This window comes from Pseudoalteromonas sp. NFXS53, assembly GCF_056629255.1.
Window position 1 is genome coordinate 252,138 of the sequence record NZ_JBWVBR010000001.1, and the last position, 19,150, is coordinate 271,287.

Annotated in this window: 14 protein-coding genes; 11 read left to right on the top strand and 3 right to left on the bottom strand. The window is 41.4% G+C overall.

Translation table 11 applies throughout. The features are described from left to right. Positions 1-165: 165 nt before the first annotated feature. The 5 genes from AC1HJP_RS01015 to AC1HJP_RS01035 all read left to right on the top strand — a co-directional run bounded on the left by AC1HJP_RS01015 (position 166) and on the right by AC1HJP_RS01035 (position 4,858). Positions 166-1,356 carry a serine hydrolase domain-containing protein gene (locus AC1HJP_RS01015; RefSeq protein ID WP_480359757.1) on the top strand — a complete coding sequence of 397 codons (1,191 nt, stop codon included), beginning with the start codon at positions 166-168 and terminating at the stop codon, positions 1,354-1,356. A 352-nt stretch (positions 1,357-1,708) separates the two neighbouring features. Continuing rightward, positions 1,709-2,659 (top strand): ABC transporter ATP-binding protein, encoded by a 951-nt coding sequence (locus tag AC1HJP_RS01020; RefSeq protein ID WP_480359758.1) that lies wholly within the window; start codon positions 1,709-1,711, stop codon positions 2,657-2,659. After that, entirely contained in the window at positions 2,656-3,393 is a 738-nt protein-coding gene (locus AC1HJP_RS01025; RefSeq protein WP_480359759.1) for an ABC transporter permease, read from the top strand. Before AC1HJP_RS01020 ends, AC1HJP_RS01025 begins: the two co-directional genes overlap by 4 nt. A gap of 189 nt (positions 3,394-3,582) precedes the next feature. Then, positions 3,583-4,041 carry a winged helix-turn-helix domain-containing protein gene (locus AC1HJP_RS01030; RefSeq protein ID WP_480359760.1) on the top strand — a complete coding sequence of 153 codons (459 nt, stop codon included), beginning with the start codon at positions 3,583-3,585 and terminating at the stop codon, positions 4,039-4,041. Positions 4,042-4,192: 151 nt separating this feature from the next. Then, the gene (locus AC1HJP_RS01035) at positions 4,193-4,858 is read left to right on the top strand and encodes a DUF2987 domain-containing protein (RefSeq protein WP_480359761.1); all 666 of its coding nucleotides are present in this window, start codon (positions 4,193-4,195) and stop codon (positions 4,856-4,858) included. Between the two features lie 63 nt (positions 4,859-4,921). On the opposite strand, the gene AC1HJP_RS01040 is transcribed toward AC1HJP_RS01035, so the two are convergent. Together AC1HJP_RS01040 and AC1HJP_RS01045 are read right to left on the bottom strand one after the other, a co-directional pair. After that, positions 4,922-7,489, bottom strand: a complete 2,568-nt coding sequence (locus AC1HJP_RS01040; RefSeq protein WP_480359762.1) for a serine hydrolase — start codon at positions 7,487-7,489, stop codon at positions 4,922-4,924. A gap of 168 nt (positions 7,490-7,657) precedes the next feature. Beyond that, positions 7,658-8,395 carry a helix-turn-helix transcriptional regulator gene (locus tag AC1HJP_RS01045; protein ID WP_480359763.1) on the bottom strand — a complete coding sequence of 246 codons (738 nt, stop codon included), beginning with the start codon at positions 8,393-8,395 and terminating at the stop codon, positions 7,658-7,660. 111 nt (positions 8,396-8,506) lie between these two features. Here AC1HJP_RS01045 and AC1HJP_RS01050 point away from each other — a divergent pair, with 111 nt between their 5' ends. Continuing rightward, positions 8,507-9,022 (top strand): DUF1579 domain-containing protein, encoded by a 516-nt coding sequence (locus AC1HJP_RS01050; RefSeq protein WP_480359764.1) that lies wholly within the window; start codon positions 8,507-8,509, stop codon positions 9,020-9,022. 98 nt (positions 9,023-9,120) lie between these two features. On the opposite strand, the gene AC1HJP_RS01055 is transcribed toward AC1HJP_RS01050, so the two are convergent. After that, entirely contained in the window at positions 9,121-11,199 is a 2,079-nt protein-coding gene (locus AC1HJP_RS01055) for a TonB-dependent receptor (protein WP_480359765.1), read from the bottom strand. A gap of 93 nt (positions 11,200-11,292) precedes the next feature. On the opposite strand from AC1HJP_RS01055, the gene AC1HJP_RS01060 reads away from it, so the two are divergent. The 5 genes from AC1HJP_RS01060 (at position 11,293) to AC1HJP_RS01080 (ending at position 19,111) form a co-directional block, all read left to right on the top strand. Next, positions 11,293-12,714, top strand: a complete 1,422-nt coding sequence (locus AC1HJP_RS01060; protein WP_480359766.1) for a PQQ-dependent sugar dehydrogenase — start codon at positions 11,293-11,295, stop codon at positions 12,712-12,714. A gap of 731 nt (positions 12,715-13,445) precedes the next feature. Next, on the top strand, positions 13,446-14,309 hold the full coding sequence (locus AC1HJP_RS01065; RefSeq protein WP_480359768.1) for an AraC family transcriptional regulator: 864 nt from the start codon (positions 13,446-13,448) through the stop codon (positions 14,307-14,309). Between the two features lie 314 nt (positions 14,310-14,623). Beyond that, positions 14,624-17,329: a tetratricopeptide repeat protein gene (locus tag AC1HJP_RS01070; protein ID WP_480359769.1), complete on the top strand. Its 2,706-nt coding sequence runs from the start codon at positions 14,624-14,626 to the stop codon at positions 17,327-17,329. A gap of 131 nt (positions 17,330-17,460) precedes the next feature. Continuing rightward, positions 17,461-18,363, top strand: coding sequence for a prenyltransferase (locus AC1HJP_RS01075; RefSeq protein ID WP_480359770.1), 903 nt, complete (start codon positions 17,461-17,463; stop codon positions 18,361-18,363). A 28-nt stretch (positions 18,364-18,391) separates the two neighbouring features. Then, positions 18,392-19,111, top strand: coding sequence for a substrate-binding periplasmic protein (locus AC1HJP_RS01080; RefSeq protein ID WP_480359771.1), 720 nt, complete (start codon positions 18,392-18,394; stop codon positions 19,109-19,111). Positions 19,112-19,150 lie beyond the last annotated feature (39 nt).

Sequence of the window (19,150 nt, forward strand, 5' to 3'; positions counted from 1 at the left end):
CCTAAATTATCTGGCCTTAAACTGAATGGGCTAATTTAGCATTTGCAGCAATAGATTGATAACCCGAACGACTAAACATACAGTTTTTAACAATTTAATGTTGAGTAATTTATAAATTCTCAAGTCTATAGGAGAACATTTATACAAGGAAATAAGGATTATGTTTTGATTAGACTCACCCCTTTCTCAGCGTTTAAGCTGGCTAATATTGCTTTAATAAGTTTTACACTCACAGGTTGTGGGTCCGACGTGGCGCCAGAGGTCCCACCAATTGATAAAACCAAACTTTCAGAGCAGGTCGGTATAGGCCAAGACGGCGAGCTACAGCTGCATTTAGAGAATATAAGGTTGGCTTATAACTTGCCGGCGATCACAGCCTTAACAGTAAAAGACGGACTTGTGTTTGAAATAGCCAGTACAGGCTATCGCGATATACATACCCAAACTTTAGTAACTGATAATGATCGTTGGGCTATTGGTTCACTAACAAAGTCTATGACGGCAATGGTCGCTGCGCGATTAGTAGAGCAAGAGGTAATTTCTTTTGACAGCACTATTGCCGATATTTTTCCCGAACTTAAAGGCCAAATTAGGGCTGAGCATGAATCAATCTCGTTAAAGCAGTTATTAAATATGACATCGGGGTTAAAAACAGATATCGATATAAAAGATAGGCGCTGGTTCGATATCTCGAAGACAACACTTATGTTGCGAAGTATGTTGACAAAAGAGGTGCTTAATACCGCACCTGTGCAAAAGCGGGGGCAATATGAATATAGTAATGTAGGCTATACTATTGCCGGACATATGCTTGAGCGGGTGACAAACCAAACTTGGGAGCAACTGATAAGTGAGGAATTATTTTCACAATTAGGCATTACAAACTTTGGTTTTGGTGAGCCGAGCTTTGAACAAAGTGATCAACCCAAAGGGCATACTTATAAAAATGGAAAATGGCAAGCTATCACTGCTGGCAAAGAGATCATTCCAAAAGTATATGGCCCTGCGGGTACTGTTAATATCAGTTTGTCAGAGCTCGCCTTATATTTATCTAAGGTATTAGAGGGTATGAAAGGTGGTGACAATATACTTAGTAAAGAGAGTTATAAAACCTTACATACGATTTATAGTGAAGCTCAAGAGCCAGGAGTAGGCTATGCGATGGGTTGGTTTGCAAAGCTAGATAATACGGCATTTCGACATGATGGTTTCACAGGGTCTTTTTCTGTTAGTAGCTTTTTATATCCAAATGAAAACAGTGCTTACTTTATTGCTGTCAATGGTGATACGGAGAATGCGGCAAAAGCCCTTTTCGCAGCGTTAGAACTATTAAGAGAAAGAAACTTTAGCAACTAAACCATGAACTTTAAATTTTGTTAAAGTTAAAGCCAGCTAACAGCGCTGTAGGCTCATAGAGTTAACTTTTGTGGGTTTCGGCAATTATTTGTCGAAGCTCAAAACTGTTTGCTTGCTCCTCCTTTATGACACTTGTCATATCTATCAATGACAAACCTCACTGAAAACGTTTCACGCCTTTAGGCATACTAAACCTATCAAAGTTAATCTCGCACTGAGGAATTGGTTATGGAAAGCATCATGTGGGCAGTTTTAGGTATGGCATATAGTTTAATCGCATTCGCATTAAGCACTTATAAATACAATCGCGGTAAGCCGTTTTATAGTAAATCAAGAAACACTGAGGTGAACTATGACTAATTCAGCAGTGGTTTCGGTTAACAACTTACACCATAGCTATGGTGACAAATCCGTCCTTAAAGGTTTAGATTTCTCATTAAAAGCAGGCCGAGTTTACGGATTTTTAGGTGCCAATGGCGCAGGTAAAACAACGTTGATTAATTTGTTACTCGGGCGTTTAAAAGCGTCACAAGGTAGCGTTGAAGTACTGGGTAATAAAGCGGGTTCTGGTGCTGCGAAAGCTAAAGTAGGCGCTATGCTACAAATCGGCAGTTTACCTGCGAATTTGACTGTACTTGAACAACTCAATCTATTCGCGAGCTACTATCAGTCCCCAATGCCTGTCTCTAAAGCACTGCGTTTGAGTGACTTAAATGCCCATGAAAATACACCATTTAGCAAATTATCAGGTGGCTTGAAGCAACGTTTGCTGTTTGCCATTGCCATTATTGGCGACCCACAACTGGTATTTTTAGATGAGCCTAGCTTGGCAATGGACGTAAATGCCCGTCAACAAATGTGGCAAACCATTCGACAATTAAAAGCACAGGGCAAAACGGTGGTTTTAACCACGCATTATATGGAAGAAGCTGAAGCCCTAAGCGATGAGTTATTCATTTTAAATGAGGGAAAGATCATCGCACAGGGCTCGCCAAGTGACTTAAGTCACAATATGCAGCTAAGTGAAGTGAGCTTTGCTTGTGAACTGAATGAGTCTGAACTCTCGGCTTTATTACCTGAGTGGTCGTGGCTGGTAAATGAGGGTAAGGCTGCAACTCGATGTAAATCACCAAACATACTGTTAAAGCAAGCATTTGCAAATGGGCTTAGCTGCGACTTACTCAGCGTTAAACCTTCATCGTTAGAGCAAACCTTTATTTCACTCACAGAATCCGCTGAACATGAAAATAAAACACCAGTAAATTCAGCATCAGACAAATCAGCCAAGGAGCAAGCAGCATGAGTAGCATAAGTTTATATAGCCTCAAACAAGAAGCGTGGTGCGACTCTAAAAGTGTATTTAGAAACTTAGGCTTTGTGATCCCGACCTTAGCGTTTCCATGCGCCTTTTACTTGTTTTTTGGTGTCGCTATGGGAGATGAAAAAACCAGTAGCTATTTGCTGATAAATTACATAATTTTTGGGGTGATGGGCCCCGCTTTATTTAATTTTGGGGTCAATGTCGCAACGGATAGAGAGCAAGGCTTATTGGCGTTGAAACAACTATCGCCTATGCCAGCTAGTCAGTACTTAATGGGTAAAACTTTTACGGCTTTGTTGTTTTCGACCTTGATATTTATTCTTCTTTCTAGTTTTGCCGTTTTATTCGCAGGCGTGAGTATGTCGCTACTTAAGTGGGGTCAAGTATATGCATTAGCGCTGGTAGGCACTTTACCATTTTGCATGCTTGGCTTAGTGATGGGCTTAAGTTTTTCAGCCAAATCGGCTCCCGCGCTTGTTAATCTGATTTACTTACCCATTTCGATGCTTTCTGGTTTATGGCTACCTATTACTATGTTTCCTGAAGCACTACAGTGGTTCGCATGGGCATTGCCAAGCTATCACTTATCTCAATTAGGGCTGAGCATTTTAGAGATGCACCAAGGCTTTAATTTAGCGTGGCATTTATTGGGCGTTGCATTATTTACATCGCCGTGTGGATATCTAGCTACAAAAAAGTACAACTCCATGAAATAAAATCATATTGTAACGCCCCTTTACAGAGAGGGGCTTTACCTCAGCGCTTCATTCCTTTACTCTTAACCTGTTGTTAATTATTTCTTAAAAAACATGAAGTTTAGTTTTCAGATTTTCCAGTTCGATTGTGAACACAAAATCCTTACCCGCCACGGAAAGGTTATTAAGCTAAAAGACAGAGCTGCGAATATGCTCAAGTTCTTTATTTTGAATAACGATAGAATTCTGTCTAAAGCAGAGCTCTTAGAAACGGTTTGGCCTGATAAAACCGTGTCTGAACAAGTCGTCTTTCAGAACATCAGTCACTTACGTGCCATTTTTGGTAACGATGCCATTAAAACCTTTTCAAAAAGAGGCTATCAGTGGCAATTAGAGCTTACCGAAGTCACAGAGCAAGCAGAAGAAGTTGGAGCGGCCCCAGCGTCAGAAGCGCCTGCAAGCACAGCGCCTGTTGCAGAAGAAAGCAAAGCTGAGAGTGAGTTAAAAAATAATGAAAGCTCAGACAGTCCTCAGCAAAATGATGCGCCAGCTTCTGACAGTTCACCTGAGCAGCCTGCAAAAGAGAGCAAGTCGACAGCTTGGCTCGGCATTTTGGGCGCTGCAGCCTTAGTTGTAGCAACAGCGATTTGGATGGCCGTTAAGTCTTAATTTATTTCTCTCTTTCTTTTAATAAAGCGATGGCAAACATCGCTTTATTGCCCTCTATTTTTTATAAAAATCAAAATCTTTAAAAATCCTTTTGAACTTTTCTGTACGCATCTTGGTCAATTATTCTCATAACTACCAAGGAAGCATAATAATGAAATTATTAACAGTATTTGCAGCAAGCGTATTAATTAGCTGCTCTTTTTTTAGCCATTTTAGTTACGCCGAAGGGCGCAGTATTGAATATGGAAAAATGAATCAATATCGTGATATGGCGACTAATCAAGCAAAGTCACAATACTTTAGCTCTCTATTTAAGCTTAAAATTAACAACCCAGATATTCAACAGAGTGATGTGAAAGTTTGGTTAGAGCAAGAAGGTAAAGTGCTAGCTGAAGCGACCTTTGATGAAGAAGGAAATATTGGCCTACCAATTTTGTCACAGACGGATGCAGATAAAACTTTACTCCATTCAAATTACAGTAAAGACGATGTTGGTATAGCCATCACGATGAGCTTAAAGCCGATAGAAAGCAAAGAGCTGAAATACTCAGAAGTGTTTTTGCTACTTGATGACGTAAATAACTTTGCTGAACAAATGGCAGGCGGATTCTCTATGTTCGTCCCGAGCATGGACGAAATCAAATTCACCTTTGATGCCCCTTCGACCATCTCTGTAAAAGACAGCAAAGGCAAAACCAAAACATACAAAACAGACGATGAGTTTGTAATTGAAATTCCAAAAAAGAAACGCTGGATGAAAAGCGACACTTGGCTGCAATTTAGTGCTCTACCGACTAGATACGAGCCGATTAATTAACTTTTTATATCAGGTATAAAGAGCGTAAAGGGGCTTTACGCTCTATTTAAATAGTATTTCTATCTATTCTTCATAACCATTAGCAAAGGTTCTTACTAACGCTTCTATTTCAGTAAATGTTTGTTCACTGTTTTCGTTAAAAGCATCGGCGTTGGTCAATAAAACAAAGCCGTTTTTACGTTTTAGGTCGGCAAATATTTTATTTCGAACACCAAAGTCGGTGCCGCCATGAGAAATAAACTGCTGGTCGATATTCCAAAAGTATCCATGGTGGAGCACGGTTTGTGCAGGATCATATTGTATCGATAGCATGTTTTTAACGGCGTTTTGGTCAAGTATTTGTTCATCACCGATTTTGCCTTCATGGATACTGGCAAGCAAAAACTGACTCAAGTCTTTCACGCTAGAGACTGCATTACCATCGCTGTATGTGACAGAGCCGTAATCGGGCAGAGTGAATAATTCACCGGTTTGTGGGCTAAATCCAGCTCGCTGAACAATGGGCTTTTGAGGTTTGTCGATGGCCCATTCTGTGTTGTGCATATCGAGCGGATCAAACACCGTTTTTTGGCTCAAGCTAGGTAGGCTTTGCTGACTATCTTGTTCAAGTACAAAGCCCGCCAGTGCTGCGCCAACATTTGAATAAATAGAGGCATCACCCGGTGTGAGTCCATATTGGCTGCTAAAGTTTTTATTAAAATAATAGTCACCTTGTGCTGACAAATAATTTTCGAAAAAGCGAGGCATATCTGGGTCAATTTCTTGCGGGCAGTTGTTATTCTGTGCCAATAAGTTCATTAAACTGCTATGGTTGTCACGTAAATAGTAGCTACACAAATAGACGGCGTTATTGTCGAGAATACCACTGCTGTGGGTGATCAAATGTCTAAGGGTAATGGGCTTATCAGATATCGGGTTATCAATTGAAAACGGCAGTAGTGGCGCGATGTTTTTATCTAATTTAATCTGCCCTTGACCTTCTGCATGAGCCAGTGTGGCACCCAGCAGAGTTTTACTGACTGAAGCAAGGTAAAAGCGACTATCTGCTGTCACTGGGGTACCGCTTTCATCTGCGATCCCAAAACCATTTTGATAAACCACTTTGCCGTCATGAATTACGCCCACTGCGATGCTAGGAATATTGCCTTTGGTTTGTAATTGCTCAAGTGCGGTTTCGAATTCGTCTACTGCAAGTGGTGGGTGAGTGTGTTTGTTCAGTTGCTCAAGCGCAAAGTCATAACTTGAAAAGCGTGCTTCGTCGAATGAATGAACTGAGAAGGCGCTCTGTGCATGCTTAGGCTCAATACCTGTTAATTCAAATGCTTTGCCTTGAGCGTTGCGATACACCTCGTTTGAAAGGCCGATCTCCCAGCCATTTGGCAGCGTAAACGTTAATATGTCAGACAGTGCGCCTGAGGTTGGTTCGCCAACAGTATGAACATGGTCGAACTGTTCTAAAGTCATAGCCAGCACTTCACCTGCACTGACAGTCATTTGACTGGTTAGTAAGTAAACTGGGTTCGTATAAGCGCTGTCATTTTTAAGCACTTGATATCTAACTGGTACGCCCATGCCAGCAGGTGTCACTGCTTGTTTATTAACTGCGAGTACGGTTTTATCTGCAAAATAGTTGGCAACTTCTAGGGCGATGGCGTCGTGTCCACCTTGATTATTACGTATATCTAAAATGAGGCCATCAGTGTCTTTTAATTGCGCCATTACTTTATCGAGTAATGTTTCTGCAGCTGTCAGTTGCACTTCGGCGGTGGCATCTTCGGTTTCGCTAAAGCTCTCTAAGTTATTGAGTACAATAACCCCGACGTTGTCAGCGGTTTTGCCCCAAAGTAAGGTCGGAAAATCACTCTGCGCAGGAAATTGCGACATGCTGTCAGGTTGTAAGTAAGCTTTGCTAATTTCAGTATAATGACTAAGCATGGTATTAAATACGTCATCTAAACTGGTTTGCTCGCCTGCTCTTAAAAAGTTTCCTTGAATACCGACTGCCGCTTTCATAAAAGGGCTATCTTTACCGACATAAAAGTTGGCATCTTTGGCCCAGATATTCACGTGTCCGTCTTTTAATGGGGCAACCATCGCCGTGAGTGTGCTAAATAGTGCTTCGTCAGTCATGTCGTCACTAATTTGGGGTTTAAATTTTACATATTGTTGTGACCAATCAACGCCTCTTAACTCAAAGAAGGCATAGTAGTCGTTAAAGGCATGCCAAAAATACTCAAAAACTTGGTTTGGACTTGCGTTTTCAGTGACATTAATCGGTGTATTACACAGTGCTGGTAGGGTTTTATTTGTGGTATAGGTTTGGGCATGAATTTCGCCTTTCTCTCGCAAACTTAATGCAGTATCGGTCGATTTAAGTTCAGCGATGAATTCTTTATTGGCTTGTTCATGACTTAATTGATTCACTTTAATACAAGCAAATGTATTGTATTCATACGCACTTACCTTGTTATCTTGAATGTCTAAAACGGCGCCGTAAGCGGTTTTATTCCAAACGCCTTCGGCTTTTTGCAGTTCGGTGCGCGTATCTTTGTCAATAGAGCACCCGCTTAGAACTAGGGTGGCGAAAAGTGCGGTTGCAATGGGTGTACGAGAAAACAATTTGACTGACATTTTTTATATCCCTTGATGAAATGAGCGTTTAGCTTAGAGGGATGAGGGGTAATAAACTGTTGTTAAGTTGCGCGAAAATGTATGCTTAAAGGTACGGATTTAAACACTTTTCAACATTCTTTTTGAATATTTCGGCTAGCGGTGCAAAGTCTAACTAAAGCACTATGCTTACAGTAATATTGGGCTGTCGGTTGCGATTAGGTGTGAAAATTCAACGAAAGGCCGCAAAACAAATGTTTCTTCTATGACGTTTGAATCTTGAATGCGGTCAATTCGAAAAGTGCGATAATCTTGCCTTAGATGATCCCACGCAAATACATACCATACCGGGTAGTTAAAGTATAAATAGTGGGGTTCTATTAGTCGCTCGGTGACCGTCTTTTTTTCATCTATATAGCTGATGTTGATTGGTTGCTGATATAAAAATGCAGCACTTAACGCATGGCATTCAGGAAACTGTGATTGTTCATAAGAGGCATGAACTTGCGGTGAGGCTGAACTACCAATGAGCACGCGATTTCTCAGTGCTTTAATATTGGCTTTTTGATCTGGAGACAACAAAGCCAATAATTTGTAGCGAATAGAGTGTAAGCTTTTCATAAACAAAGGCGAGTTCATCTTTTCGCAAATGGCGATACTGATCAGTAAATCTATCGTTTCACTTGTGGTGAGATTAATTTTGCCAAGTCCCCATTGCCGATGAAGCCTCACACCACCGCCTCTGCCTTTGTCAGTATCAATTGGCATACCACGCGCTTTGAGAATATTGAGATCGCGAAATAGCGTACGTGTCGATACATTCAAAGCGTCTGATAAATCTTTCGTGGTCAGAAAGTCTTCGGACTTTAGCATGCTTGCTAATTTGTCTAGCCTTTCAAGGTGGCTTTGGGTCTTTGCTCTTTTCATATATTAAATATGACACAAAATGTCACTTAATTTAATAAGCTACTCATTATTGGTGCTTTTATCAGTTTTCAAAGTGCCAACTTGCAATTTAATTATTTGATGGAGCAACAAATGACAGAGCAACAAGCGAGTAAAAATGGTTCAGTTTCGCAAGCCTGTGTATCAGGGGCGCAGGATTTTGATTTTGTCATAGGCAACTGGCGTGTGCATCATAAGCGCCTAGACAATATGTTTAGCGAAGACAAGCGTTGGGTTGAATTTGAAGGGCTTTCTTCAACTTCACACATTTTAGGTGGAGCAGGGAACGTTGAAGATAACCTTTTGTACTTTCCTGATGGTGCTTTTCGTGCTGTGGCAATGAGAGCATTTAATGCTCAAACTGGACGTTGGTCTATTTGGTGGTTAGATGGTCGCTTCCCAGATAAGGTGGATACGCCTGTGGTCGGTTCGTTTAAAAATAACATTGGCCTTTTCTATGCCGATGAAGTTATCAAGGGTAGAAAAACCAAAGTAAGATTTCAGTGGGACGCTAGCACGCCAAATAACCCTAAATGGGCGCAAGCATTTTCATTTGATGAGGGGAAAAGTTGGGAAACAAATTGGACTATGAGTTTTATTCCTCAATAGTCAGAATAGATTTCAACTATCACTGCCTTTTAGAAAGTGGACTCACACGAAAACGCTTTGCTTGAGTCCACCGTTGAACTTAGGGCTAAATCATCGCTTTAAAAAGCGTATTTTAACTTTAAGCTTATGTTTCTCGGTTCACCAACAAAGTAGCGGTGATTGCCAAAGGCAAAATCGGCACGCTCTGCGTAGCGCTCGTCTGTGAGGTTCATCATCGCAAATGACGCGCTTAACTGAGGTTTGATCTGCCAATCTGCTCGAAGGTTATAAATTTTATGGCCAGCATAGCTTTGTGTATTGGCTGCATCTAAAAAGTAGTCATCTATTTGCTGGCGTTCTAACTGAGCCATGATAGTCGGTGTAACTTGCCAATTGATCTGCAGGTTAAGTAATAGTTTTGGCGCGGTATCTATGTCGTTGCCCTTGATTTGAGCACCATTAGTTGGGTTATTTAAATAAGTGTGCTCGCTATAGCTAAAGGCCAGCTTAGTACTAATGGTATGCGTTACTTGGCGGTTAAGTGTAAACTCGATGCCCTGGTGTTCGGTATCTAGGCCATTTAAATATTGGCGGTCGGCGTCTTGGTAAATGCCGTCTTTTTTCTTTAAATGATAAACCGAGAGCTCAGCAAATAGATCTTTATCTACATATCGAACACCGGCTTCAGTTTGTCTGGCTTTGACACTTTTTACATCGCTGGTGAGCTGACCGTTCTGAAGGCGATATAATTCGCTAGTATGGGGAGCTCTAAAGCTTTGATCATGTTTGGCGAATAGCCGTGTTTTTTTATCAATTTTATAACTGTAGCCAAGTGCATAACTGATATCGTCAAATTGATTACTTTGACTTGCAGGGCGAGTATAACGACATCCCCCGAAGCCACAGGCTGTGCCATCGTCTTTTAAATTACCTGTGCTTAGATTGTTTTGATAATCGTAGTCGGTGTTATCGTAACGCAGTGCTGCAAAGGCATTGTGCTCGTCTGTGATTTTGGCGTCGAGCTGAGCGTAAGTGGCAAAACTTAGCGCATTAACGTCATAATCATAGTGCTTTCCTTGCGGTAATACGCCACGTAAAAACGCAGAGTTTGATTCGGTGTCGTTGGCTTGGTTTTGTTTTAAAAAGCCGCGAGTGATGTCGATGTCAGAGCCAAGCGTTAAACTTAACATATCAGATAGCTTACTTGCGCGACGTACTTGTAAACCTATACTCGAATGGCCGTTTTCTTCGACAGGCGTGCCCGGTAAAAAGTGCATTAAAAAGTCCATATCTGTATGGCGTAAATATGGATTAACCTGCCAGACCGCATTTGCCGTATTTAAGGTGTTAAACATGGCGTAGCGCATCGACAGACTGTTTCGATATGCATCTGGAAAGTCATTAATGCGAAGTAATGATTTATCTTGATAGGCGTTTTCGCCACGCTGCAAATAGCCCGCTGTATCTTGCTCTAAATTGGTCAGCGTCACTCTGTGGGTAGTTTGCCAATCACCTAAACTGTGTGAAGCCGCCAATGAGAGTTTTTGTTGTTCGTAGCCAGAACTATCTTGAAAGCCGCCATCTGAGGAAAGTGTTAAGCCCACTAGGGTATCGAGGGCTTCAGTTTGTTGGCTGTAATGGCCATTTACACGATAAAAGCTATCTTCACCTAATTCTACGCTCACCATAGGCGTTGCATATAAACTTGGGCTAAATACGTTGATGGTGCCATGAATGGCATTTGAGCCGTAGCGAGATGAATTCGCGCCTTTCACCACTTCGATGTTATCTGCAAGCTCAAAGTGGGTGTCGAATAATTGGTTTACGTTACAAAAGCCTGGCGCGCGTAAGTTAATACCGTTTTCAAGCGTTAAAAACTCAGCACACGAGCCTGCGCCGGTTAAAATAGGTGAACGCACCGATAATAATGATTCTTGGCCATTACCACGGCTTAACCAAGTGCTCGAAGCTTGGCTCAGTAATTGGTTTAAATGCTCTGCGTTGCTTTGCTCAATGCTTTGTTTGGTAATTTTATTGGTGTTACCAATCAAGTCTAAATGTTGGGTTTGTGTGCGGTTGGCGGTGGTGACTAGGGTTTCGATGTCTTTATCATTAGCGCTTGATAAGGCTTGAAAACTGATGCTCGCGCAACTTAAAAGAGCCAAAGACAAAATAGAAAATTTAAACGTTTCTCGCACAGACATGTTCCTTTATCGCAACTTGACGATAATTATAAAAGTGCCTCATTATACTGAATAAATTCAAAACACGATCTACCGTCGAGCAAAATTATGTATCAAAAAGTGTTTAAAACCACGCTGTTAAGTGCAGCTTGTATGTTGAGCGTGGCCTCGCATGCTAATAACCAGAACGTTGAACAGCTATTTAAAACAACCTGTGCGTCGTGCCACGGTCAAGAGTTAACTGGTGGTATGGCTGGTTCTTTAATTGATAGCCAGTGGATGACTGAAGGCACAGATACTGCGCTGGCGAATGCCATTAAAAACGGTATTGTTTCGGCAGGTATGCCTGCATTTGGCGCGACGTTAAATGAAGAACAAATTCGTACTCTGGTTGTATACATTCGTGAAGCAGGAGCAAAAGCAAAGCAAGCGAAACAGCCAGAATCGCAAATGGGCAAGTCGTTTAATACGGATTACCACAAGGTGACAACCAAAGAAGTGACCAACAGTGATGGCATCATCTGGGCTATGGATTTTTTACCTGACGGCAGTTTGCTTTATACCTTACGCGAAGGCGAGCTTTGGCACATGACGAAGGGCGGTAAAAAAACGCATATTAAGGGCACGCCTAAAGTATGGCATAAACGTCAAGGTGGGCTGTTAGATGTGTATCCTGATCCAGATTACAAAAACAATGGCTGGATTTATTTGTCGTATAGTAAAGATGCAGGTAAAAACAGCCAAGGCCAAGAGGTGGCGTTTACAGCCATTGTGCGCGGAAAGATTAAAAATGGTGAGTGGGTAGATCAGCAAACCTTATTTGAAGCCAAACCAGAAAATCATCAAAATCGCGGTTGGCACTTTGGATCTCGTTTTGCTATTAAAGGCGATTACTTATTCTTTACCAATGGTGACGAAGGGCTACAAGATGGTGCGCAAGACATCACCACGCAAAACGGTAAAGTACACCGAATCTTTAAAGATGGTCGTGTGCCAAAAGATAACCCGTTTTATAACGAAAAAGGTGCGCAACAAACCATCTGGACCTACGGCAACCGTAACCCGCAAGGCTTAACGTTACACCCTAAAACTGGAGCACTGTGGTCTACAGAGCATGGTCCGCGTGGTGGTGACGAGCTTAATTTGATCACCAAAGGCACTAACTATGGCTGGCCAAAAGTGACGTATGGCATGAACTATAATGGTACGCCTATCACGCCACATACTGATTTACCTGGTATGCAACTACCTGTGCATCAATGGACGCCATCTATTGCTGTTGCGGGTATGAATTTTTATACGGGAAACAAGTTTAAGCACTGGCAGGGCGACTTATTTGTCGGCAGTTTGGCGAAGAAGCAATTGCACCGTTTGCGAATTGAAAACGGCAAAGTGGTTGAAGATGAAATTATCTTAAAAGGCCTAGGTCGAATTCGTGATGTAGTTACGGCGCCAAATGGTGAGATTTATTTAACCATTAATGACCGCAATGCCAATCAAAGTAAGATCATTGCAATCGCGCCTAAATAAGTCTTCATAAGACGCGAAATAAATTCGCTGCTACCGTTGTTTTACTCGGTAGCACCGACTTTATGTCGGGTTAAACCTTCACAAAGAAGACGAGAAATGAATTCGCTGTTATTGGTATTTTTGCTCGGTAGCACCGACTTTACGTCGGGTAAAAGCCTTAACAAATAAGACGCGAAATAAATTCGCTGCTACCGGTATTTTAGCTCGGTAGCACCGGCTTTACGTCGGGTTAAACCTTCACATATTAGACGCGAAATAAATTCGCTGTTATTGGTATTTTTGCCCGGTAGCACCGACTTTACGTCGGGTTAAGCCTTCACAAATAAGACGCGAAATGAATTCGCTGCTACCGGTGTTTTTGCTCGGTAGCACCGACTTTACGTCGGGTTAAACCTTCACAAAGAAGACGAGGAGTGAATTCGCTGTTATTGGTATTTTTGCTCGGTAGCACCGGCTTTACGTCGGGTTAAACCTTCACATATAAGACGCGAAATAAATTCGCTGCTACCGGTATTTTACTCGGTAGCACCGACTTTATGTCGGGTTGCTCTCAACACGAACATCACCGTAAAGCCCCTTTACATACACTTTGATTCAGATTCAAACCTCACGACATCATCTTTAATTTCTTGCTTTGATTTAAAACATTGAACATACAGCAATTTCGGTCAAGTAAAGCGTTTGCTGTATGATTAAGCTTGTCTGCAGTTTTACTAACACATAGGCGCTTTATGCAAAGCAATCTATTACAGCAACGTATTTCGCTGGTTTGCGATTACATCAATCAACACTTAGATGATGAATTAACGGTGAGTGTGCTTAGCGATGTTGCTGCTTTATCTAAATTTCATTTTCATCGCGTATTTATGGTTTTTATGGGTGTAAATGTAGGCAAGTATATTTTGCTGGCGCGATTAAAGCGGGCATCTTTTCGCTTAGCGTTTGAGCGCGATATTAAAATTATTGATATTGCACTAGAAGCGAAGTTTGACAGTGCTGAAGCGTTTTCTCGCGCCTTTAAGCGTACGTTTGAGCAAAGTCCTTCAAAGTTTAGACAAGCTGCAAATTGGCCTAGTTGGTATGACGTATTTGATTTTTCACCGCAACCAATAGAGCAACAAATCATGCAAGTAGACATTATCAACTTTGAGCAAACTAACATCGCGTTTTTAGAGCATAAAGGCGCTGCAAATCGCATCTTCGAAACAGCTGGGCAATTCATTGCGTGGCGAAAAAATAGCGGGCTTTCACCACTCAATACGAGCCGAACATTTGGCATGCCAAATGGCGACCCTGAAGCCATGGCTGAAGACGCATTTCGCTTCAAATTGTGTGGCTCTGTAAACGCTGAAGTAGCTGATAACGCATTTGGTGTCGAAAATGGGATTATTCCGCAAATGCGCTGCGCGAAAGTCAGGCATTTAGGCAGTCACGATAATATGGAGCAAACTATACGCTGGCTTTACCAGCAGTGGCTTCCTCAAAGTGGTGAACTACCGAGCGATCATTGCTGTTTTTTCGAATATCATAATTTTGTGCATCAAGTCGATGAGTGTGACCTCATCACTGATATCTATTTGCCGCTTCAAGGGTAAAAGATGACTTTATTTGAGTTACAGCTATGGATAGCTGATGTTTCAGGCAGTTTAACCTTGAGCTTTGGGTATTTAATATTATCGTCATGCCTACTTTTTTATCTGAGTTATGCATTGATAAAACATGCATGGATGAGCAACAACACGCCTTAATGTGTTGTTGCTAATTTTGCATTAATAATTAATGGTTATAGATTCGCGAACCTAGCAATTAGGCTCTACACTTTGATTATGTTCATGGTTTTAAGAGTCAATCAATGCGCTATTGTTTACTCGCCTTTTTCTTTGCGATGAGCTTTTTTCTAAGGGCTAATGTGCCCAGCGCTGAGGACGTTAAAGCTGCAAAAGGACATGAGCAATTAGTGCTTTTAAATCAATATATGCGCTCACAAGCTTTTGTTGACGCAAGAACGGCACTTTCACTCGCTGAGTCACTTAAGCCTAACTTACCCCTTAATCAATTTCCGAAAGAGAAGCTATACCTGCATTTATGGCAGGGTGTTGCGCTTAACTTTATTGGTAATCGTCGAGATGCTTTAATCTTGCTGGATACTGTGATCAATGAATCGACCAGCGCAGGTTTATCGGATGTGACTATTGAAGCTTTGTTGCAACGTGCAACCATCTATGAAGAGCAGTCAAATAGCGATTTGGCTTTAACCGATCGCTTTAATGTTTTGTCTATGATTGAACATAAAGGCGATTACAAGTTGCTGGCAGATACACAAAGCGCCATAGGCATGACCTATTTCTCTCAGGCAAAATTTACTCGCGCCTTTGAATGGTTATTGAATGCCAAAGAAAACTATAAAGCGATCGATCTCGAAAGGGGGGTTGTTCACACCTTAGGTCGAATTGGCTCAATTTATCGGTCGATAGGGGATTTAGATAACGCGTTAAGTTATCAATTACAAACGATTGAAGGGCAAAGAAAAGTAGGTAATAAGAAAAGCCTAGCCATCGCTTTTAATAACACCGCCATTGTTTATAAAGACCTCGGGAAATACCAAGAAGCCATTGAGATGCATACTAAATCACTCGAATTCAAGCGTGAGATTGGCTATGAGCGCGGTATGGTGTATTCATTTAATAATTTGGGTGAAACCCACCGATTAGCTGGAGATTTAGCAACTGCAAAATCGTACTTAGCAAAAGCAGAGGAGTTGGCGAACAAATTAAACAATCGCATGCTACTTGGCTCAACCAATTTGTACTTAGGACGGATAGCGATCACCGAGAAGCGTTATGAAGATGCTGAACGCATTTTAGCGATGGCCATGGAAACCTACCGAAAACGAAACTCTGCATCTCGCATAGCTGAAGGATTAGTGGAGCAAGCTAACCTAGCGATGCAAACTCAACAGTATCAGTCGGCGGTATCTTTGTTAAAAGAAGCGATTGAGTACGCGCAAAAAGCGCAAAAAAATGTGGTGTTGTTTAAAGCCTATGAGTTGTTATCTCAAGTGTATGCCAATATTGGGGACTTTCGCTCAGCGTATGATATGCAAGTTACCTTTAGACAGAGCAAAGACAAGCTATTTGATTTAAATAGTCAGCAACGAGTCGAAATGCTAGTTGTAAAGAATCAAATAGAAGAAACCAAGCGCAACTTAGAATTCGTTAAGCAAAAAGCAAAATTAACAGAATCAGAGCTCAATCATGAAATTGCCAATAGAAATTTACTGATGCTGGGAGGGTTGAGTTTTGTGCTTTTACTCTGGTACTTATACCGTCAAAGGGTAAATAAAAGAGAGTTGAAATTAGTTAAACAAAGCCAATCAGAAATAGCCGAAAAAGAGCAAAAGTTAAGCTTAGCACTGTGGGCGAGTGGTGATGTGTTATGGAGCTGGGACTTAAAAGCTCAAACCGTATCGAGAGAGAATGCTGACGACTTGAGTGCATTACCCGATGGAAAAGTAGATCCAACCTGGCAAAACTTAAGGGCTCACGTGCATCAAGATGATTTTCACCGCCTGACAGGGCATTTGGAGTCAATAAAAAATCAGCAAGAGGAGGCTTTCGAAGTTGCATATCGTGTAAAAAATAAAGCTGGTGAGTGGGCGTGGGTACAAGATAAAGGCAAAGTCGTAGAGACTGACTCCGAAGGACGACCTTTAAGAGTGGCTGGGATCCAGCATGATATCACCATTTTGAAGCAGCAAGAGGCTGACTTAGTTGTGTTAAATACGGAGTTAGAGCAAAGAGTACAGCAACGAACCAAAGACTTGGTGGCTGCACTGAATGACTTAAAAGCAACGCAACAAAGCTTGGTCGAAGCTGAAAAAATGGCTGCTTTGGGCTCTTTAGTTGCGGGGCTTGCACATGAGCTCAATACACCGCTTGGTACCGCAATGATGGCAGTGACTCATTTACATGCTGAATTACAGCAACTTGATGCCAAGGTTCAAGAAAATAAGATTACTAAAGCAGAACTAACCGAAGGCTTTAAGGTTCTGGCTGAAAGTGGGGACCTAATTTTTAGCGGGGTTAATCGCACCTCCGCTTTGGTTGAACAATTTAAGCGAGTCTCTGTCTCAGAGCGAGGTGAAGGACGGGCAAGCGAAAGCTTTGCGGCTTTGGTTAATGCTGCCTTTAAAACTGCTTGGCAAGCATCTGGAGCCCCCAAGCATGTCGAGCTTCTAGATGTATCTGGCGGGAACATTACTACTTATAGTGACCCGTTAATGCAAGTCTTGGAGTTGTTGATCAGTAACGCCATCAATCATGCTGAACCGAATGGTCAGTTGAGTATTAAAGTGTCTTGTTATGAACGTAACAATTTTTATGAGGTGCTGGTTGAAGATAACGGTATTGGTGTGGCTGAAAACGAATTAACTAAGATATTCAACCCATTCTACACATTAGCGCGTCACAGAGGTCATGTTGGTCTTGGGCTTAATATTGTGTTTAACCTTGTATCACAGGTTTTGGGTGGTGAAATCAATTGTGAGCGCTCTGAACTTGGTGGGGCAAAGTTTAGATTCACAGTAGAAAAAGTGCATGAGAAATTACTTGTGTAAATGTTTAAATAGGATGCTATTTGGCTTTGACTATTTCATTGTACCTCAGCTATTACTTACCTTGTGCTAAATCAATATTCACAAAAAGAAACTTGCTAATCTAAGTGCTCTAGTTCTTAACTGGACAAGTCATGAAAAACTTTATTTCAGCATTACCAAGCACACGGCCACCTTTTTTGATCTTAGCACCGCTGTGTGTGCTGTTAGGCAATGCGATTGCTCAATATCATGGTGCAGAGTTTCATGGCTGGCATTTTCTTTTAGCCTGTATAGGGTCTGTGTTGTCTGCGGTCGCAGTAAATACATTAAACGAGTATCAAGACTTTCATAGCGGCTTAGATTTAATAACTGAGCAAACGCCATTTAGTGGCGGTAGTGGCTTACTTAAGCAAAATAGCGCATTGGAAAAGTCAGTTTTAAGTCTTTTTCAACTGGCATTAGGCAGTCTGTTATTTATTGGTATTTATTTTGTGTATCGCTTTGGTTTGCCTATGTTGATGATAGGCTTACTGGGGCTTGCGGTTATTATTACTTATACAAACACCTTAAATCGACACCCTTGGTTATGTTTAATTTCTCCGGGCTTAGGGTTTGCATTATTGATGGTATTGGGCAGCTACATTACACAAGGACTAACACTGAACTGGCAAGTGTTGCTGATAGCGCTTATCCCTTTCTTCACCATTAATAACCTGCTGCTAGTGAATCAATTACCTGATATTAAAGCTGACCAACAAGTAGGTCGTAAGCATTTTGCAATTTCTTACTCAGTGAATGCGGCTATCATTTGTTTTTCGGTATCAGCAGTTTTGGCATTGCTTCTTATGGCCTTAGCATTGTATTTGTCAGTCTTGCCCTTTAATGCCATCTGGCTGACGCCTATTTTACTATTAAACTTTTTGGCTATTCCTAAATTAGCAAAGTTGAAACATGATATTGCAAAGCATCCCCAAAGTATGGCGTTAAATGTTGTTGCAGCGAACTTATTGCCTCTTGTTTTGTCGATCATACTCCTTTTAAACGGGCCTATCTGATTTGTATATTCGAGTACTTGTTGTTTTATTGAGCGTTTCATTTTCTTTATGGGCCGAGCCTGAAAAGCAGGTAGATTTACCTACATCTTTAACCTACTACGCTGAAGATTATCCGCCATCGGTATTTTATGAAGGCGAGGTTTTGCGAGGGATCTCTGTGAGGATGCTACGGGTAATATGGCAAGAATTAGGAATGAAATCTCACCCCATAGAAGTAGTGCCGTGGGCACGAGGTTATAAAGAAATTATCAGTAAGCCAAAAACCGTCTTGTTTGCCATGTCGAAAACAGCTCAAAGAGCCGATAAATTTAAGTGGGTCGGCCCCATCTACTCTGTTGATTACATATTAATTGCAAAAAAAGGCAAAATACTCAAAGCTAAGCAGCTATCTGAGCTATATAGTCATTCAGTTGCGGTGATACGCCATGATGCCACAGAGCAAATCGTATTAGATGCTAATTTTGCCGAACAGCAAATTGTAGAAACAAACAATATGTATCAAGCACTGGCAATGTTTAAGGCTGATCGTGTTGAGTTAATGGCAATCTCTCGTTCAGGGTTACGTAAAGCCATCAGTGAAAAAATGTTACAAGTCGACGATTTTGAAGAGGTGTTTCTACTAGACACAGTCGAAGACTATTTTGCATTTAGTAAAGACGTTCCCGATGTGGTCATCAACGCATTTCAGCGGGCTTTCGACAAACATAAACGATTAAATTTAGCCCTGATCGACGAATTTAAACTTTAAGTGTTAAGATTTTGCGATTAATCACAAAGGCTTTTAAAA